At 61.5% G+C, this 16,181-nt stretch carries 14 protein-coding genes and 1 pseudogene; 6 read left to right on the forward strand and 9 right to left on the reverse strand.

The window, feature by feature from the left end:
* Window positions 1–26: 26 nt before the first annotated feature.
* Complete coding sequence (locus tag BLO80_RS15330; RefSeq protein WP_092330455.1) at window positions 27–1,085, reverse strand: DUF2066 domain-containing protein; 1,059 nt, start codon at window positions 1,083–1,085, stop codon at window positions 27–29.
* Window positions 1,086–1,450: 365 nt separating this feature from the next.
* On the opposite strand from BLO80_RS15330, the gene purM reads away from it, so the two are divergent.
* The 4 genes from purM to BLO80_RS15350 all read left to right on the forward strand — a co-directional run bounded on the left by purM (window position 1,451) and on the right by BLO80_RS15350 (window position 4,466).
* A complete protein-coding gene (gene purM, locus BLO80_RS15335; protein WP_092170007.1) occupies window positions 1,451–2,509 on the forward strand; it encodes a phosphoribosylformylglycinamidine cyclo-ligase in 1,059 nt (352 codons plus the stop codon).
* The gene (gene purN, locus BLO80_RS15340) at window positions 2,509–3,159 is read left to right on the forward strand and encodes a phosphoribosylglycinamide formyltransferase (protein ID WP_060741065.1); all 651 of its coding nucleotides are present in this window, start codon (window positions 2,509–2,511) and stop codon (window positions 3,157–3,159) included. The genes purM and purN overlap by 1 nt, the downstream gene beginning before the upstream one ends.
* Window positions 3,160–3,167: 8 nt before the next feature.
* A complete protein-coding gene (locus tag BLO80_RS15345; RefSeq protein WP_060741064.1) occupies window positions 3,168–3,881 on the forward strand; it encodes a DUF3108 domain-containing protein in 714 nt (237 codons plus the stop codon).
* Between the two features lie 390 nt (window positions 3,882–4,271).
* Window positions 4,272–4,466 carry a hypothetical protein gene (locus tag BLO80_RS15350; RefSeq protein WP_025215049.1) on the forward strand — a complete coding sequence of 65 codons (195 nt, stop codon included), beginning with the start codon at window positions 4,272–4,274 and terminating at the stop codon, window positions 4,464–4,466.
* Window positions 4,467–4,607: 141 nt separating this feature from the next.
* Here the strand turns inward: BLO80_RS15350 and BLO80_RS15355 are convergent, their stop codons facing one another.
* The 8 genes and pseudogenes from BLO80_RS15355 to BLO80_RS15385 form a co-directional block, all read right to left on the reverse strand.
* Window positions 4,608–5,147, reverse strand: coding sequence for a DUF2058 domain-containing protein (locus BLO80_RS15355; RefSeq protein ID WP_053124301.1), 540 nt, complete (start codon window positions 5,145–5,147; stop codon window positions 4,608–4,610).
* 26 nt (window positions 5,148–5,173) lie between these two features.
* On the reverse strand, window positions 5,174–6,007 hold the full coding sequence (gene mazG, locus BLO80_RS15360; RefSeq protein ID WP_092330458.1) for a nucleoside triphosphate pyrophosphohydrolase: 834 nt from the start codon (window positions 6,005–6,007) through the stop codon (window positions 5,174–5,176).
* Window positions 6,008–6,134: 127 nt separating this feature from the next.
* Window positions 6,135–8,381: a GTP diphosphokinase gene (gene relA, locus BLO80_RS15365; RefSeq protein ID WP_014339754.1), complete on the reverse strand. Its 2,247-nt coding sequence runs from the start codon at window positions 8,379–8,381 to the stop codon at window positions 6,135–6,137.
* Between the two features lie 101 nt (window positions 8,382–8,482).
* Entirely contained in the window at window positions 8,483–9,853 is a 1,371-nt protein-coding gene (rlmD, locus tag BLO80_RS15370; RefSeq protein ID WP_092330461.1) for a 23S rRNA (uracil(1939)-C(5))-methyltransferase RlmD, read from the reverse strand.
* On the reverse strand, window positions 9,853–10,755 hold the full coding sequence (gene cysM, locus BLO80_RS15375; protein WP_092330464.1) for a cysteine synthase CysM: 903 nt from the start codon (window positions 10,753–10,755) through the stop codon (window positions 9,853–9,855). Before cysM ends, rlmD begins: the two co-directional genes overlap by 1 nt.
* A gap of 237 nt (window positions 10,756–10,992) precedes the next feature.
* The gene (locus tag BLO80_RS15380) at window positions 10,993–11,391 is read right to left on the reverse strand and encodes a hypothetical protein (protein WP_092330466.1); all 399 of its coding nucleotides are present in this window, start codon (window positions 11,389–11,391) and stop codon (window positions 10,993–10,995) included.
* 22 nt (window positions 11,392–11,413) lie between these two features.
* Window positions 11,414–11,548: pseudogene (locus tag BLO80_RS29310) on the reverse strand (DNA-binding response regulator); the annotation flags it as partial.
* Window positions 11,541–11,942 carry a hypothetical protein gene (locus BLO80_RS15385; protein WP_092330469.1) on the reverse strand — a complete coding sequence of 134 codons (402 nt, stop codon included), beginning with the start codon at window positions 11,940–11,942 and terminating at the stop codon, window positions 11,541–11,543. The pseudogene BLO80_RS29310 and the gene BLO80_RS15385, both read right to left, overlap by 8 nt.
* 325 nt (window positions 11,943–12,267) lie before the next feature.
* Here BLO80_RS15385 and BLO80_RS15390 point away from each other — a divergent pair, with 325 nt between their 5' ends.
* Together BLO80_RS15390 and BLO80_RS15395 are read left to right on the forward strand one after the other, a co-directional pair.
* Window positions 12,268–15,018: a response regulator gene (locus BLO80_RS15390; RefSeq protein ID WP_092330471.1), complete on the forward strand. Its 2,751-nt coding sequence runs from the start codon at window positions 12,268–12,270 to the stop codon at window positions 15,016–15,018.
* Between the two features lie 81 nt (window positions 15,019–15,099).
* Window positions 15,100–16,089: a 2-hydroxyacid dehydrogenase gene (locus BLO80_RS15395; RefSeq protein WP_092330474.1), complete on the forward strand. Its 990-nt coding sequence runs from the start codon at window positions 15,100–15,102 to the stop codon at window positions 16,087–16,089.
* The last annotated feature ends 92 nt before the right edge of the window (window positions 16,090–16,181 follow it).

Genomic DNA, 16,181 nt, shown 5'->3' on the forward strand with positions numbered 1-16,181 from the left:
CTCCTAGCTATATAAAGAAAGACAACCTACCAGCGGAACCGCAAATTGGCGGCCGGTGCTGGCGCAGGTGCTGCAACCGGGGCCGAGCCATCGGCGGCGGGCGGCGCGACCGGTACCGGCGCGATGGCCTCCCCGGCTGGAACCTCCTGCAGTTTTGCCAGGGCCAACTGCGCCTTCAATTGTTCGGCGCTGCCGTTGACCCGATAGACGATCCGGTCCCCTTCGACCCGCTGCAACTGCCCTGCGAATGGTTCGAGCAAACGCCCCAGCGCCGCGTAGCGCTCCAGGTTCATGCCCTGCACTTCCAGCAGTTGTTCCGTGGCCACCCCCGGCTTGGCGACGAAGCGCGGCGCCAGGCGCTGGCTCACTGCGAGCATGACCGCATCGGCCAAAGCCGAAGGATCGGCGCCCTGGGCAGTACCCTGCTCACGCTGGTCCCCCAGCCATAGGCGCCAGGTACCGTGCCACTGGCCGCCTTCTTCCTTCGCATGGACCGCCAGCAAGGCGTCCGCCGCGTAGCGTTCCGACGCATCGCGCAGAGGCGCCGGGTCGCTGCCTTCCAGGTTCGGCGCGGTGGCGACGATTTGCTCGCTCAGATCCGCCAGCGGCAGGTGCAAAGCCAGGCCCCGATGCTGCGCGGCACGCCGCAGCGACGTGGCGCTGGCTTGGCCATCGCCCACCAGGCTGGAGCCCTCGGCCGAATCGTTCAGCCACCAGCCCAGGATCGATGGCCGGTTCGCGCTCCAGAGCGACAAGCCTGCCGAGCGCAATGCCCGGTCGGTGCTCGCCGGGTCGAAATCCACCTTGAGGCTTTCCGGCGGGCCGGCGTCGTAGCCATATTGAAGAATGATCTGTTGCGGATCCTGGCGGATGGCCGCCAAGCCGGGACTCTGGGCCGCCTTGGCATCGCCGGTCAGGCGCAGCACCAGCGTATCCAGGGCGCGCAACGTCGCCTGGTTGCGCTCCTCCGGCGTCTGGCTGGTGACCGGTTCGAGCACTTGATAGAGGCCGCTGACGGTTTCGGCATGGCTCGCCAGGCTGATCAGCGACAAGCAGCCCACGGACAAGAATTTGAACAAACGCATGGAAGATTCCCGGACATAACGGCTGGAACAGGCCGTGTGAAGAAGATTGAGCATGGCTGAGACCACAGCACCCGGCAAAACATTCACACGCCCGGTGGAAGTTTCGCACGGTCATCACCATAACCGGTTACCGCTACACCTTATACAGAGGCGTTGCGCAGTACCAATATAAGAAATATCGGTTTTTTTCCGCGGATATGTCCCTGCCCGTCGGCGCGAGGATGGCCGCTGCCCCTCAAGCCTGATAAAATCGCGCGCCTTCGCAGACCGGCAACGGCCGGGCCCCCGGAATAATTCGTACAACGGTTATTCAATGGCCCTGGCGGTCGGTCGTTACCCAGAAATCCCCCCTAAAGGCCTGGATCATGAGCAAGCAACCCTCCCTGAGCTACAAGGACGCCGGTGTAGACATCGACGCCGGTGAAGCATTGGTCGAACGCATCAAGAGCGTCGCCAAGCGCACTGCGCGCCCGGAAGTCATGGGCGGCCTGGGCGGTTTCGGCGCCCTCTGCGAGATCCCGGCCGGCTACAAGCAACCGGTCCTGGTCTCGGGCACCGATGGCGTCGGCACCAAGCTGCGCCTGGCCCTGAACCTGAACAAGCACGACAGCATCGGCATCGACCTGGTGGCCATGTGCGTGAACGACCTGGTGGTGTGCGGTGCCGAGCCACTGTTCTTCCTTGACTACTACGCCACTGGCAAACTGAACGTCGACACCGCTGCCCAGGTCGTGACCGGCATCGGCGCCGGCTGCGAACTGGCCGGCTGCTCCCTGGTCGGCGGCGAAACCGCCGAAATGCCAGGCATGTACGAAGGCGAAGACTACGACCTGGCCGGCTTCTGCGTCGGCGTCGTGGAGAAAGCCGAGATCATCGACGGCTCGAAAGTCGCCGCTGGCGATGCCCTGCTCGCCCTGCCTTCTTCCGGCCCGCATTCCAACGGCTACTCGCTGATCCGCAAGATCATCGAAGTCTCGGGTGCCGACATTGAAAACACCCAGCTCGACGGCAAGCCACTGGCAGACCTGCTGATGGCCCCGACCCGCATCTACGTCAAGCCGCTGCTCAAGCTGATCAAGGACACCGGTGCCGTCAAGGCCATGGCCCACATCACCGGTGGTGGCCTGCTGGACAACATCCCGCGCGTGCTGCCAAAAGGCGCCCAGGCCGTGGTCGACGTGGCGAGCTGGACCCGCCCTGCGGTATTCGACTGGCTGCAAGAGAAAGGCAATGTCGATGAAACCGAAATGCACCGCGTGCTGAACTGCGGCGTGGGCATGGTCATCTGCGTGGCCCAGGAGCACGTCGAGACCGCCCTGAACGTCCTGCGTGAAGCCGGCGAACAGCCTTGGGTCATCGGCCAGATCGCCACCGCGGCCGAAGGCGCCGCACAGGTCGAGCTGAAAAACCTTAAGGCACACTGATGTCCGCAACCTGTGACGTGGTGGTGCTGCTGTCCGGCACCGGCAGTAACTTGCAGGCCTTGATCGACAGCACGCGGACCGGCGACAGCCCGGTCCGTATCCGTGCGGTGATTTCCAACCGCGCCGATGCCTACGGCCTGCAACGCGCCAGGGACGCGGGCATCGACACCCGCGTCCTGGATCACAAGGCGTTCGAGGGCCGTGAAGCCTTCGACGCCGCGCTGATCGAACAGATCGACACCTTCAATCCGCAACTGGTCGTGCTGGCTGGCTTCATGCGCATCCTCAGCGCAGGCTTCGTGCGTCACTACCAGGGCCGCCTGTTCAATATCCACCCCTCGCTGCTGCCCAAATACAAAGGGTTACATACTCACCAGCGCGCGCTGGAGGCCGGAGACACGGAGCACGGCTGCTCCGTGCACTTTGTCACCGAGGAACTCGATGGCGGACCACTGGTCGTACAGGCAGTAATACCGGTAGAGTTGCACGACACGCCGCAAAGTCTGGCGCAACGGGTTCACGCCCGCGAGCACCAGATCTACCCAATGGCCGTGCGTTGGTTTGCCGAAGGAAGGCTGACCCTCGACGATCGCGGTGCCTCACTGGACGGCCAGTTGCTCGCCGCCAGCGGCCATTTGATTCGATACTAGGAGATTTTATGCGTCGCGCCCTGCTCTTCGCTTGCGCTCTGCTTGCCTTGCCCCTGGCACAGGCCGCAGAACTTCAACCGTTCTCCGCCAGCTACACCGCCGACTGGAAACAGTTGCCCATGAGCGGCACCGCCGAGCGCAACCTGACCAAGGAGGCCAACGGCACCTGGAAGCTGAGCTTCAAGGCTTCGATGATGATCGCCAGCCTGACCGAAGAAAGCACCCTGACCCTGGACAAGGACACCCTGCTGCCACAGTCCTACCACTTCGAACGGGGTGGCCTGGGCAAGGCCAAGAAGGCCGACCTGGACTTCGACTGGAACACCAAGATGGTCACCGGCACCGATCGCGGTGACGCGGTCAAGCTGCCGCTCAACCGCGGCATGGTCGATAAATCCACTTACCAGTTGGCCCTGCAGCATGACGTGGCGGCTGGCAAGAAAAGCATGAGCTATCAGGTCGTGGATGATGGCGAAGTCGATACCTACGACTTCCGTGTCCTGGGCTCGGAGAAGGTCGACACCAAGGCCGGACAGATCGATGCGATCAAGGTCGAGCGCGTGCGCGACCCGACACAAAGCAAGCGCATCACCGTGCTCTGGTTCGCCAAGGACTGGGATTACCTGCTGGTGCGCCTGCAACAGGTCGAGACCGACGGCAAGGAGTACAACATCATGCTCCAGGACGGCACGGTCAACGGCAAGGCTGTGAAAGGCAGCTGATCCACACTGATATCAAGAAGCCCCGCACCTGCGGGGCTTCTTTTTGACCAAACTTTCATGAATGCCTAGATGCCCTGGTGGGCTATGTGGGAGCGAGCTTGCTCGCGATAGCAGCGTGTCAGTCGCCATGTTTGTCGCTGATCTACCGCCATCGCGAGCAAGCTCGCTCCCACAGGATGTGTCTTCATGGAGAATGCCTCCTTCAACATGAAATCTTCTTCATGAATAACACCTGCGACCGAATGCCGCGCACCACCTGGCCTGCAGGATTGTTGCACTTTCCATGAAAACTTCTTAACGAACCGGGGCATTTACTTAGCACGCTATCAAAATCTATAACAAAGTCCTGCACACGCCTTGCTGCAGATAACAGAGATTGGAGCTTGCAAGATGACTGTGAAAGTAACTGAACGCGACGACGCCCATATGTCCCACGAAGGCATTGCCGCCGGTATCCGAATCTGGGACGTGCATCAACAGGATCTGCTGGTGGGCATGTTCCACTCCGAAACGGACGCCCACAGCTACAAGGCTGAGCTGGAGCGCGAGGAACGACTGCGCTCGCGTGAAATGGCAGAATCCTGAACGATAAAAAACCTGTGGGAGCGGGCTTGCTCGCGAAAGCAGAGGGTCAGTCGACATCATCGTTACCTGACCCACCGCATTCGCGAGCAAGCCCGCTCCCACATTAAGTTTTGCATTTGGCTCAGCAGTATTGCGTCCGGCTTACCACATCAAATCATCAGGAATCTGATACGCCGCGTACGGATCATCGGCATCCACTTCTTCGGTCTGGGTGTTGAGCTGGACGATGCGCTTGGGGTCGCGTTCCTGGATCTTCAGGGCGGCCTCGCGCGGGATCACTTCGTAACCGCCGGCGTGGTGGACGATCGCCAGGGAGCCACTGCTCAACTTGTTGCGCATCAGCGTATTGACCGAGATGCGCTTGACCTTCTTGTCGTCGACGAAGTTGTAATAATCCTCAGTGGTCAGCTTCGGCAGGCGCGAGACTTCGATCAATTGCTTGATCTGCGCGGCCCGGGCCTTCTGCTCGACCTTTTCCTGCTGCTGCCGGTTGAGTTCCTGGTCGCGCTTGACCTTTTCGGCCATGGCTTCCTGGGCGGCGCGCTGCTGGGAATCATCCAGTTCGATCTGGCCTTTGTGGGCCAGGCGCTGCTGCTTCTGTTTCTCTTTGCCGACCTGCTTGGCCTGCTTTTGGTTGACCAGCCCTGCTTTGAGCAACTGGTCGCGAAGGGAAAGGCTCATGGTGCTTACTCACTTAGGCAACGGCCTCAGCCACAGCTGGGCAAATTCTTTTCCTGACGTTTGGCTTCGCCCCACAAGGCGTCCAACTCTTCGAGGGTGCAATCTTCTATGGGACGGTGGGTGTCGCGCAATGCCTGTTCGATAAATCGGAACCGTCGCTCGAACTTCCCGTTGGCGTCGCGCAGCGCGGTTTCCGGGTCGACCTTGAGGTGGCGAGCCAGGTTCACCACGCTGAACAGCAGATCGCCGATCTCGTCGCTGATAGCCACCGGATCGTTGTCAGCCATGGCTTCGAGGACTTCGTCCAGTTCCTCGCGGACTTTGTCGAGCACCGGCAACGGACCTGGCCAGTCGAAACCGACCTGGCCGGCACGCTTTTGCAGCTTCGCCGAGCGGGACAACGCCGGCAGCGCCCCCGGTACATCGTCGAGCAGCGACAATTGCTCGGGCGCCGAGGCTTTCTCGGCCCGTTCCTCAGCCTTGATCTCTTCCCAGCGATGCTTGACCTGTTCTTCACTCAGGCGCGGGATGTCCACCGGGGCATAAAGGTCACCGGTAGGAAACACATGGGGATGGCGGCGGATCAGCTTGCGGGTGATGCTGTCGACCACGCCGGCGAATTCGAAGCGGTTTTCTTCCCGGGCCAACTGGCTGTAGTACACCACCTGGAACAACAGGTCGCCCAACTCGCCCTGCAGGTGATCGAAATCGCCGCGCTCGATCGCATCGGCCACCTCGTAGGCTTCTTCAAGCGTATGAGGAACGATGGTGGCGTAGGTTTGCTTGATGTCCCACGGGCAGCCGTACTGCGGGTCCCGCAAGCGGTTCATCAGGTGGAGCAGGTCTTCAAGGCTGTACATTAAATCGTCTCATCACACAAACCCTGTGGGAGCGGGCTTGCTCGCGAAAGCGGCGTATCAGACAACATTAATGTCGACTGACACATCGTCTTCGCGAGCAAGCCCGCTCCCACAATTAGTTATGGGATCACCCCGGCGTCCGGTTACGCCGGGTCTCGATGATGTTCGGCAACTGGGAGATCCGCCCCAGCAACCGCCCCAGCGCATCCAGCCCCGGAATCTCGATGGTCAGGGACATCAGCGCGGTGTTGTCTTCCTTGTTCGAACGGGTATTGACCGCCAGCACGTTGATCCGCTCGTTCAGCAACACCTGGGACACGTCACGCAGCAGACCGGAGCGGTCGTAGGCGCGGATGACGATGTCCACCGGGTAGGTGAGCACCGGCACCGGCCCCCAACTGACCTGGATGATCCGCTCCGGCTCGCGACCGGCCAGTTGCAGCACCGAGGCACAGTCCTGGCGGTGAATGCTCACACCGCGGCCCTGGGTGATGTAGCCGACGATCGCATCCCCCGGCAATGGCTGGCAGCAGCCGGCCATCTGGGTCATCAGGTTGCCCACGCCCTGGATCTGGATATCGCCGCGCTTGCCCGGTTTGTAACCGGTGGCCTTGCGCGGGATCAGCTCCAGTTGCTCGTTGCCACGCTCCGGCTCCACCAGTTGCTGGGCCAGGTTGACCAACTGCGCCAGGCGCAGATCGCCGGCACCGAGGGCGGCAAACATGTCCTCGGCGGTTTTCATGTTGGCTTTTTCGGCCAGTTTGTCGAAGTCCACCTGCGGCAGCCCCAGGCGCCCGAGTTCACGCTCGAGCAGGGTTTTGCCGGCGGCGACGTTCTGGTCGCGGGCCTGTAGCTTGAACCAGTGGACGATTTTCGCCCGCGCCCGGGATGTGGTGATGTAGCCCAGGTTCGGGTTCAGCCAGTCGCGGCTCGGCGTACCGTGCTTGCTGGTGATGATTTCGACCTGCTCACCGGTCTGCAGGCTGTAGTTGAGCGGCACGATCCGCCCGTTGATCTTGGCACCACGGCAATTGTGGCCGATCTCGGTGTGGACCCGGTAGGCGAAGTCCAGCGGTGTCGCGCCCTTGGGCAGATCGATCGCGTGGCCGTCGGGGGTGAAGATATAGACCCGGTCCGGTTCGATGTCGACGCGCAGCTGTTCGGCCAGGCCGCCGATGTCACCCAGTTCCTCATGCCACTCGAGCACCTGGCGCAGCCAGGAAATTTTCTCTTCGTAGTGGTTGGACCCGGACTTGACGTCGGTGCCCTTGTATTTCCAGTGGGCACAGACCCCCAGCTCGGCTTCCTCGTGCATGGCATGGGTGCGGATCTGCACTTCCAGCACCTTGCCCTCGGGGCCGATCACCGCGGTGTGCAACGAGCGATAGCCGTTCTCCTTGGGGTTGGCGATGTAGTCGTCGAACTCCTTCGGAATGTGCCGCCACAAGGTGTGGACGATCCCCAGCGCGGTGTAGCAGTCGCGCATTTCCGGGACCAGCACACGAACGGCGCGAACGTCGTAGATCTGGCTGAATTCCAGGCCCTTGCGCTGCATTTTTCGCCAGATCGAGTAGATGTGCTTGGCCCGACCACTGATGTCGGCTTCCACGCCGGTGGCCTGCAACTCTTCGCGTAACTGGGTCATCACATCGGTGATGAAGCGCTCGCGATCCAGGCGCCGCTCATGCAACAGCTTGGCGATCTGCTTGTATTGGTCGGGCTCCAGGTAACGGAAGGACAGGTCCTCCAGCTCCCACTTGATGTGACCGATGCCAAGACGATGGGCCAGAGGTGCATAGATGTCGAACACCTCCCGGGCGACGCGATTGCGCTTTTCGTCATCGGCGGACTTCACGGCGCGGATCGCGCAGGTGCGCTCGGCCAGCTTGATCAGCGCGACGCGCACGTCGTCGACCATCGCCACCAGCATCTTGCGCAGGTTTTCCACCTGGCCCTGGGTGCCCAACACCATGGATTGGCGCGGGCTGAGGCTGGCGCTGATAGCGGCCATGCGCAGCACGCCGTCGATCAGCTTGGCCACCACGGTGCCGAAGCGCTGGCTGACCACCGGTAGCTGGATCTGCCCTTCGCGCACGCCGCGGTACAGCACCGCCGCCACCAGGGAGTCCTGGTCGAGCTTGAGGTCAGCGAGAATTTCGGCGATCTCCAGGCCCGTCTGGAAACTCGAGGTGCCTTCGGACCACAGGTTCTTCGCCGCGTTATGTTGCTGCTCCGCCTCGCGAGCGAACTCGCAGGCGGCCTTCAAGGCTTCGCGATCCAGTGCCATGTCGACGCTGACCGCATGATCGAGCCAAGCCTCGAGATTGATACTGCCGTCGGTGTTGATCGGCTGGTGTGCTCTCACCTGTACCATCTTTGCTTACCTTCCCTACGACGCAGATTCAATGCGTCAACTTCGCTGACCTTCGCTGCCCGTGTTTCCGCCCAGGGCTGTGGCGGGTTGGCACGAACGGGTCAGTCGGACAAGCCATCCTGGCTCGCTTCAAATAACGCCATGGCCTCGACATGCGCCGTTTGAGGAAACATATCGAGAATCCCGGCACGTTTTAACCGGTAGCCCTGCTTGATCAGTTCGACCGTATCCCGGGCCAAAGTTGCCGGGTTGCACGATACATAAACCAACCGTTTGGCCCCCAGGGACGACAGCTTGCGCACCACCTCGAAAGCACCGTCACGGGGTGGGTCCAAGAGTACCGCAGAAAAGCCTTCACCGATCCATTCGGCATCAGCCAGAGGCTGGGATAAATCGGCCTGAAAAAAGGCAGTGTTATTCAAATTGTTGCTGACTGCATTGGCCGCCGCACGGTCCACCATGGCTTGCACGCCTTCCACGGCCACCACTTGGCGCACGCTTTTGGCCAGCGGCAAGGCAAAATTGCCCAGGCCGCAGAACAGGTCCAGCACCCGCTCCTCGGAACGCGGCGCCAGCCATTGCAGGGCCTGGGCGATCATCGCCTCGTTGACCCCGGCGTTCACCTGGATGAAATCCCCGGGCCGGTACGCCAGCTCAAGGTCCCAGGCATCCAGGCGAAAGCCCAAGGCCTGTCCGGGTTCGACCGGTTGCGGCTCACCTTCACCGTGCAACCACAACTGGGCTTCATGAAACGCGCAGAAATCCTTGAGAATGGTCAGGTCGGCCTCCGACAGCGGCGCCATGTGGCGCAGCAATACCGCAAGGGACGAGCCGGCGAACAATTCCACATGGCCCAGGGCCTGGGGTTTGCTCAAGCGTCGAAGCATCTCCGGCAAGCGATTCATGATCGACTGCAAGGGCTGTACCAGCACCGGACAATCGCCAATGGCGACGATGTCCTGGCTGCCGACAGCACGGAATCCCACTTCGAGTTTTTTCGCCTTCTGATCCCAGCGCACCGCCACGCGGGCGCGACGCCGATAACCGAACTCAGGCCCGCTCAATGGCGCGGCCCATTCATCCGGCTCGACCCCGGCCACCCGCGACAGCTGCTCGGCGAGCATGCGCTGTTTCAGGGCGAGTTGTTCGTCATGGGGCAAATGTTGGACGCTGCAACCGCCGCAACGACCGGCATGGATACACGGCGCTGCGCGACGCAAGTCACTGGACAGGAACACCCGCTCGGTCCGGGCCTCGACCACTTTGCCGTGGGCACCGAGCACCCGCGCCTCGACCTCTTCGCCGGCCAGGGCGCCGATGACAAACCAGGTCCGCCCATCGACGAACGCAATGCCCCGGCCATCGTTGGCCAGGCGTTCGATGGTCAGGCGCTGCTTTTTACCGGTGGGCACTTGTGGGGCCCGGCTTCCGCCGCTGGGCTGGAAGCGCAAGCCTCTTTCATGCTTGGCCATCAGTTGGGCGCGTCGAAAATGCCGGTCGACAGGTAACGGTCGCCACGGTCGCAGATGATCGCCACGATCACCGCATTTTCCACTTCCTTCGACAGACGCAGCATCCCCGCCACGGCACCGCCCGACGACACGCCGCAGAAGATGCCCTCCTCACGGGCCAGGCGACGGGTCACGTCCTCGGCTTCGCTCTGGGCCATGTCGATGATGCGGTCCACGCGGTCGGCCTGGTAGATCTTCGGCAGGTACTCTGCGGGCCAGCGGCGAATGCCGGGAATGGCCGAGCCTTCCATCGGTTGCAGGCCGATGATCTGCACATTCGGGTTCTGTTCTTTCAGGTAGCGCGAGGTGCCCATGATGGTGCCGGTGGTGCCCATCGAACTGACGAAATGGGTGATCGTGCCGCCGGTCTGGCGCCAGATCTCAGGGCCGGTGGTGGTGTAGTGGGCCTCGGGATTGTCGCCGTTAGCGAACTGATCCAGCACCTTGCCACGCCCCTCGGCCTGCATGCGCTCGGCCAGGTCCCGGGCACCTTCCATGCCCTGCTCCTGGGTCACCAGGATCAACTCGGCGCCATAGGCCGTCATCGCCGCCTTGCGCTCGGCACTGGAGTTGTCGGGCATGATCAGGATCATCTTGTAGCCCTTGATCGCCGCCGCCATCGCCAAGGCAATACCGGTGTTGCCGGAAGTCGCCTCGATCAGCGTATCGCCAGGCCGGATCTGCCCGCGCAACTCGCCACGGGTGATCATCGACAGCGCCGGCCGGTCCTTGACCGAACCCGCCGGGTTATTCCCTTCGAGCTTGAGCAAAAGCGTATTAGTGGTCTCGCCGGGCAAGCGCTGCAAGCGGACCAGCGGGGTGTTGCCGACGCAATCGGCGATGGTGGGGTACTGCAATGTCATGGCGTATTCGCAATCCGGACTGCGGGGGCGCCTATCATACCGGCAAACCTGGCGCGGCCATATCACGCAAAGTGTGATGGTTATGGCTTATGGGAATAAGCGAGCCAAAGGTGTGGAAAGAGGGCTTGATCCCGCCGGGCTGCGAGCTATCGCCGACGTCGCGAACACGGGAAGTGAAGCAAATCCGACTGGGGACCTCACGTATGGAACCCGTCCCCCTGTCCGCAACTTCCAAACCTATACCTTCTGTACATCAAATACCCCATCAGCTTTCTGGTGATCCACAGTTTTTACGTCAAAATGACCTTTGTATTTGTTTTTTATCTCGAGGGTATCAAGGGTCAAATCTCCAGTGTTTGCCGACCCTAAGAAACCGTGGAACGACATGTATATCCAGATATTATGTTTCTTGATCTCATAGGTACCCGGCGCTGTCAGTGAGCCGAACTGCACGATGACTATACTTTCATCCTCTTCTATAAACCCCACAATGGAGTTAGCGGGCTGATCCAGAATATAAACGTCCTCAGTTTTAATGACCTGTCCATTAAGCGTGATGGTTATTGAGCCTTTCGCATCAAGCCTAGGAGCAGCCTTTACGGCTTTTAATCTTTCTTCTGCACTTATGGCACTCATGTTCTTTCTCCTGATACGCTTATCAATTCAATGCCCACACCGTGCGCACTTGCCGAGCGGTATAGCCAATGGCCTTGAGCTTGCTACGAATCTGGCTGACGTGCATGCCCAGGCTACACCTGGAACTGGCGCCCATCTGCCACCCGAACCTATATAATCCGAACGTCAAATACCCCTTCCATTTTCCGGTGGTCGATAGTTTTTACATCGAAACTACCTTTATATCGTTTTTGTGGCACAAGTGTCTCAAGAGTTAAAGCTCCCGTTTTTCCGACCCCTTCATATCCGCTATAATCCACCTCTACCCAGAGTCTATACCTCTCAATTTCATAGGTACCAGGCTCTACTAGAAGGTGAAACTCCACTACAACTATACCCTGCCCCTCCTTTATAAACGCCACGAAGCCTTTACTATCCCCACTCATGACATAAAAATCTTCGGCTGTAATAGGGGCCTGCCCGTTAACCGTCACCGTCATTGAGCCTTTCGCATCAATCTTAGGATTAGCCTTTAAAGCTTTTATCTTTTCTTTTTCGCTCGTGGCTTTCATGTTTTTCTTCCGATGTATTTATATAACTCAACGACACCGAGCTTAAACAACGGATAGAAAACAACACCTGTCAGGATTGACAGTCCCGACCGATGGTCAATGGCGAGCTGGAAGTGACAAATGGTTTGGCTGCCTACCCGGATCATCGCCAGTTTGACTCCAAATGCCACCGCCACTTATCGCCGTGGGCAATTGCCCAGCGCTACGAATGCACGGCAGACATGAATTTACGAAGATTGCCCGACTGCAAATCGCTACACTGCGCAGGTGGTGCGTGCCGGATGCGCGCACAGCTCAATCAGACCGCTGGATGCAGGAGACAAGTGTGCTCAAGAAACTGGGAATCAAAGGCCGCGTGCTGTTGCTGACCCTGTTGCCGACCAGCCTGATGGCGCTGGTCCTGGGCGGTTATTTCACCTGGATGCAGCAATCGGACCTGCACGCCCAGTTGCTGCAACGTGGCGAGATGATCGCCGAGCAACTGGCCCCGCTGGTCGCCCCGGCCATGAGCCGCCAGGACACCGATCTGCTGGAGCGCATCGCCACCCAGTCCCTGGAGCAAACGGACGTGCGCGCCGTGACCTTCCTCGCCCCCGACCGCGCGCCGTTGGCCCACGCCGGCCCGACCATGCTCAACCGGGCACCGGAGGGCAACAGTGCACAGCTGCTGCAACGCACCGGCAATGACGCCACGCGCTACCTGCTGCCGGTATTTGGCAAGCACCGCAACCTGGCGGGCGAACTGATTCCCGAAGAAGCCGACCGCCTGCTGGGCTGGGTCGAGCTGGAGTTGTCCCACAGCGGCATGTTGCTGCGCGGCTATCGCAGCCTGTTCGCCAGCCTGCTGCTGATCGGCGCGGGCCTGTGCCTGACCGCGTTGCTGGCCCTGCGCATGGGCCGCACGATCAACCGCCCGCTGAGCCAGATCAAGCAAGCCGTGGCGCAACTCAAGGACGGTCACCTGGAAACCCGCCTGCCACCGTTGGGCAGCCAGGAGCTGGATGAATTGGCCTCGGGCATCAATCGCATGGCCAGTACCCTGCAGAACGCCCAGGAAGAATTGCAGCACAGCATCGACCAGGCCACCGAAGACGTGCGCCAGAACCTGGAAACCATCGAGATCCAGAACATCGAGCTGGACCTGGCCCGCAAGGAAGCCCTGGAAGCGAGCCGGATCAAGTCCGAGTTCCTGGCGAACATGAGCCATGAAATCCGCACACCGCTCAACGGCATCCTCGGTTTTACCCACCTGTTGCAAAAAAGCGAACTGACCCCGCGCCAGCTCGATTACCTGGGCACCATCGAGAAATCCGCCGACAGCCTGCTGGGGATCATCAACGAGATCCTCGACTTTTCGAAGATCGAGGCTGGCAAGCTGGTGCTCGACAGCATTCCGTTCAACCTGCGGGACCTGCTGCAAGACACCCTGACCATCCTCGCCCCGGCCGCCCACGCCAAGCAGTTGGAACTGGTGAGCCTGGTCTACCGGGACACACCGCTGTCGCTGGTGGGCGATCCGCTGCGCCTCAAGCAGATCCTCACCAACCTGGTGAGCAACGCGATCAAGTTCACCCGCGAGGGCACCATCGTCGCCCGGGCCATGCTCGAAGACGAGCACGAAGACAGCGTGCAGTTGCGCATCAGCATCCAGGACACCGGTATCGGCCTGTCCAACCAGGACGTGCGGGCGCTGTTCCAGGCATTCAGCCAGGCCGACAACTCACTGTCCCGGCAACCGGGGGGCACCGGCCTGGGCCTGGTGATCTCCAAGCGCCTGGTGGAGCAGATGGGCGGCGAGATCGGCGTCGACAGCACACCGGGCGAAGGCTCGGAGTTCTGGATCAGCCTGCGCCTGCCCAAGACCCGTGACGATGCCGAAGACCTGCCGGGCCCGCCGTTGCTGGGCCGCCGCGTGGCGGTGCTGGAAAACCACGAACTGGCCCGCCAGGCCTTGCAGCACCAGCTCGAAGACTGCGGCCTGCAAGTGACGCCGTTCAACACCCTGGAGAGCCTGACCAACGGCATCACCGTCGCCCACCAGACCGACCAGGCGATCGATCTGGCCGTGCTGGGCATCACCAGCAACGACATGCCGCCGGAGCGCCTCAACCAGCACATCTGGGACCTCGAGCACTTGGGCTGCAAAGTGCTCGTGCTGTGCCCCACCACCGAACAGACCCTGTACCACCTCTCGGTGCCCAACCCCCACAGTCAGTTGCAGGCCAAGCCGGCTTGCACCCGCAAGTTGCGCCGTGCGCTGTCCGACCTGGTCAACCCGCGCCCGCCCCGCAGCGAACCCAGTGAGCCGGTTTCCAGCCGTGCCCCGAAAGTGCTGTGCGTGGACGACAACCCGGCCAACCTGCTGCTGGTGCAAACCCTGCTCGAAGACATGGGCGCCAAGGTGCTGGCGGTGGAAAGCGGCTACGCGGCGGTCAAGGCCGTGCAGAAGGAGACCTTCGACCTGGTGTTGATGGACGTGCAGATGCCCGGCATGGACGGTCGCCAGAGTACCGAGGCGATCCGCCAGTGGGAAAGCGAGCGGCACTGCACGCCGCTGCCCATCGTCGCCCTCACCGCCCACGCCATGGCCAACGAAAAACGCGCGCTGCTGCAAAGCGGCATGGACGACTACCTGACCAAGCCCATCAGCGAACGGCAACTGGCCCAGGTGGTGCTCAAATGGACCGGCCTGGCCCTGCGCAACCAGTCGCCGGAGCGCAACAGCGATGCCCAGGGTGGTAGCGAACTGCTGGTGCTCGATCATGAAGAAGGCTTGCGCCTGGCCGCTGGCAAGGCCGACCTGGCAGCGGACATGCTGGCGATGCTGCTCGCATCCCTGGAAGCCGACCGCGAAGCGATCCGCCAGGCCAGCGAGGCCAACGATCACAACGCCCTGATCGAACGGGTCCACCGCCTGCACGGCGCCACCCGCTACTGCGGCGTACCGCAATTGCGAGCGGCCTGCCAGCGCAGCGAAACCCTGCTCAAGCAACAGGACCCGAAAGCCGCTGCGGCCCTGGAAGACCTGGAGCGTGCGATCAATCGCCTGGCCAGCGAGGCGCGTATCAGCGCCTGATCCAGGGCAATACCCTGGAAATTGGAATCGCTGAAAATCCACGCTCCGACCCCGAACTGTTTTTTCTGCCAGGAGGCCACCATGCGCGCGATTCTTTTCAGCAGCCAGACCTACGACCGTGACAGTTTCATCCAGGCCCCGGCGCCCGCCGGCCTCGAGTTGCAGTTCCAGCCCGCTCGCCTGAACCTGGACACCGTGGCCCTGGCCGAACGGCATGAAGTGGTTTGCGCGTTCATCAACGATGACCTGAGCGCCCCGGTGCTGGAACGGCTGGCCGCGGGCGGCACGCGGCTGATCGCCCTGCGCTCGGCCGGCTACAACCACGTCGACCTGCCCGCCGCCAAGCGCCTGGGCTTGAGCATCGTCCGGGTACCGGCCTACTCGCCCCACGCCGTGGCCGAACATGCCGTGGCGTTGATCATGGCCCTCAATCGCTGCCTGCACCGCGCCTACAACCGCACCCGGGACGGCAATTTCAGCCTCCATGGCTTGACCGGATTCGACCTGGTGGGCAAGACCGTCGGGGTGATCGGCACCGGGCAGATCGGCGCGACGTTCGCGCGGATCATGGCCGGTTTCGGCTGTCAGCTACTGGCTTACGACCCGTCCCCCAATCCTCAGGTGCAAGCCTTGGGCGCGCGCTACCTGCCCCTGGATGAACTGCTGGCGCAAGCGCAGATCATCAGCCTGCACTGCCCGTTGAACGAACAGAGCCGCCACCTGATCAACGCCCAATCCCTGGCATCGATGCAACGCGGCGCCATGTTGATCAACACCGGACGCGGTGGCCTGGTGGATACACCGGCCCTGATCGAGGCGCTGAAGAGCGGTCAACTGGGCTATTTGGGGTTGGATGTCTATGAAGAAGAGGCCGAACTGTTCTTCAAGGACCGCTCCGACCAGCCCTTGCAAGACGATGTGCTGGCACGCCTGCTGACCTTCCCCAACGTGGTGATCACCGCCCACCAGGCCTTCCTCACCCATGAAGCCTTGGCGGCGATTGCCATGACCACCCTGAATAACATCGCGGCCTGGGCCGCCGGCACGCCGAAAAACCTGGTTGACCGCTAAACCTGAACCAACACAACCCCTGTGGGAGCGAGCTTGCTCGCGATAGCGGTCTGTCAGTCAACATCAATACTGACTGATTTGCCGCCATCGCG

The sequence above is a fragment of the Pseudomonas sp. NFACC56-3 genome (assembly GCF_900100025.1).
GTDB classification, from domain to species: domain Bacteria; phylum Pseudomonadota; class Gammaproteobacteria; order Pseudomonadales; family Pseudomonadaceae; genus Aquipseudomonas; species Aquipseudomonas fluorescens_AA.

Coding starts and splice junctions, on each gene's coding strand:
- BLO80_RS15355 (WP_053124301.1), bottom strand. CDS start 5,147: ATGAGCCTTTCCCTTCGCGACCAGTTGCTCAAAGCAGGGCTGGTCAAC.
- purM (WP_092170007.1), top strand. CDS start 1,451: ATGAGCAAGCAACCCTCCCTGAGCTACAAGGACGCCGGTGTAGACATC.
- BLO80_RS15330 (WP_092330455.1), bottom strand. CDS start 1,085: ATGCGTTTGTTCAAATTCTTGTCCGTGGGCTGCTTGTCGCTGATCAGC.
- BLO80_RS15380 (WP_092330466.1), bottom strand. CDS start 11,391: ATGAGTGCCATAAGTGCAGAAGAAAGATTAAAAGCCGTAAAGGCTGCT.
- BLO80_RS15345 (WP_060741064.1), top strand. CDS start 3,168: ATGCGTCGCGCCCTGCTCTTCGCTTGCGCTCTGCTTGCCTTGCCCCTG.
- cysM (WP_092330464.1), bottom strand. CDS start 10,755: ATGACATTGCAGTACCCCACCATCGCCGATTGCGTCGGCAACACCCCG.
- BLO80_RS15385 (WP_092330469.1), bottom strand. CDS start 11,942: ATGAAAGCCACGAGCGAAAAAGAAAAGATAAAAGCTTTAAAGGCTAAT.
- purN (WP_060741065.1), top strand. CDS start 2,509: ATGTCCGCAACCTGTGACGTGGTGGTGCTGCTGTCCGGCACCGGCAGT.
- relA (WP_014339754.1), bottom strand. CDS start 8,381: ATGGTACAGGTGAGAGCACACCAGCCGATCAACACCGACGGCAGTATC.
- mazG (WP_092330458.1), bottom strand. CDS start 6,007: ATGTACAGCCTTGAAGACCTGCTCCACCTGATGAACCGCTTGCGGGAC.
- BLO80_RS15395 (WP_092330474.1), top strand. CDS start 15,100: ATGCGCGCGATTCTTTTCAGCAGCCAGACCTACGACCGTGACAGTTTC.
- rlmD (WP_092330461.1), bottom strand. CDS start 9,853: ATGGCCAAGCATGAAAGAGGCTTGCGCTTCCAGCCCAGCGGCGGAAGC.
- BLO80_RS15350 (WP_025215049.1), top strand. CDS start 4,272: ATGACTGTGAAAGTAACTGAACGCGACGACGCCCATATGTCCCACGAA.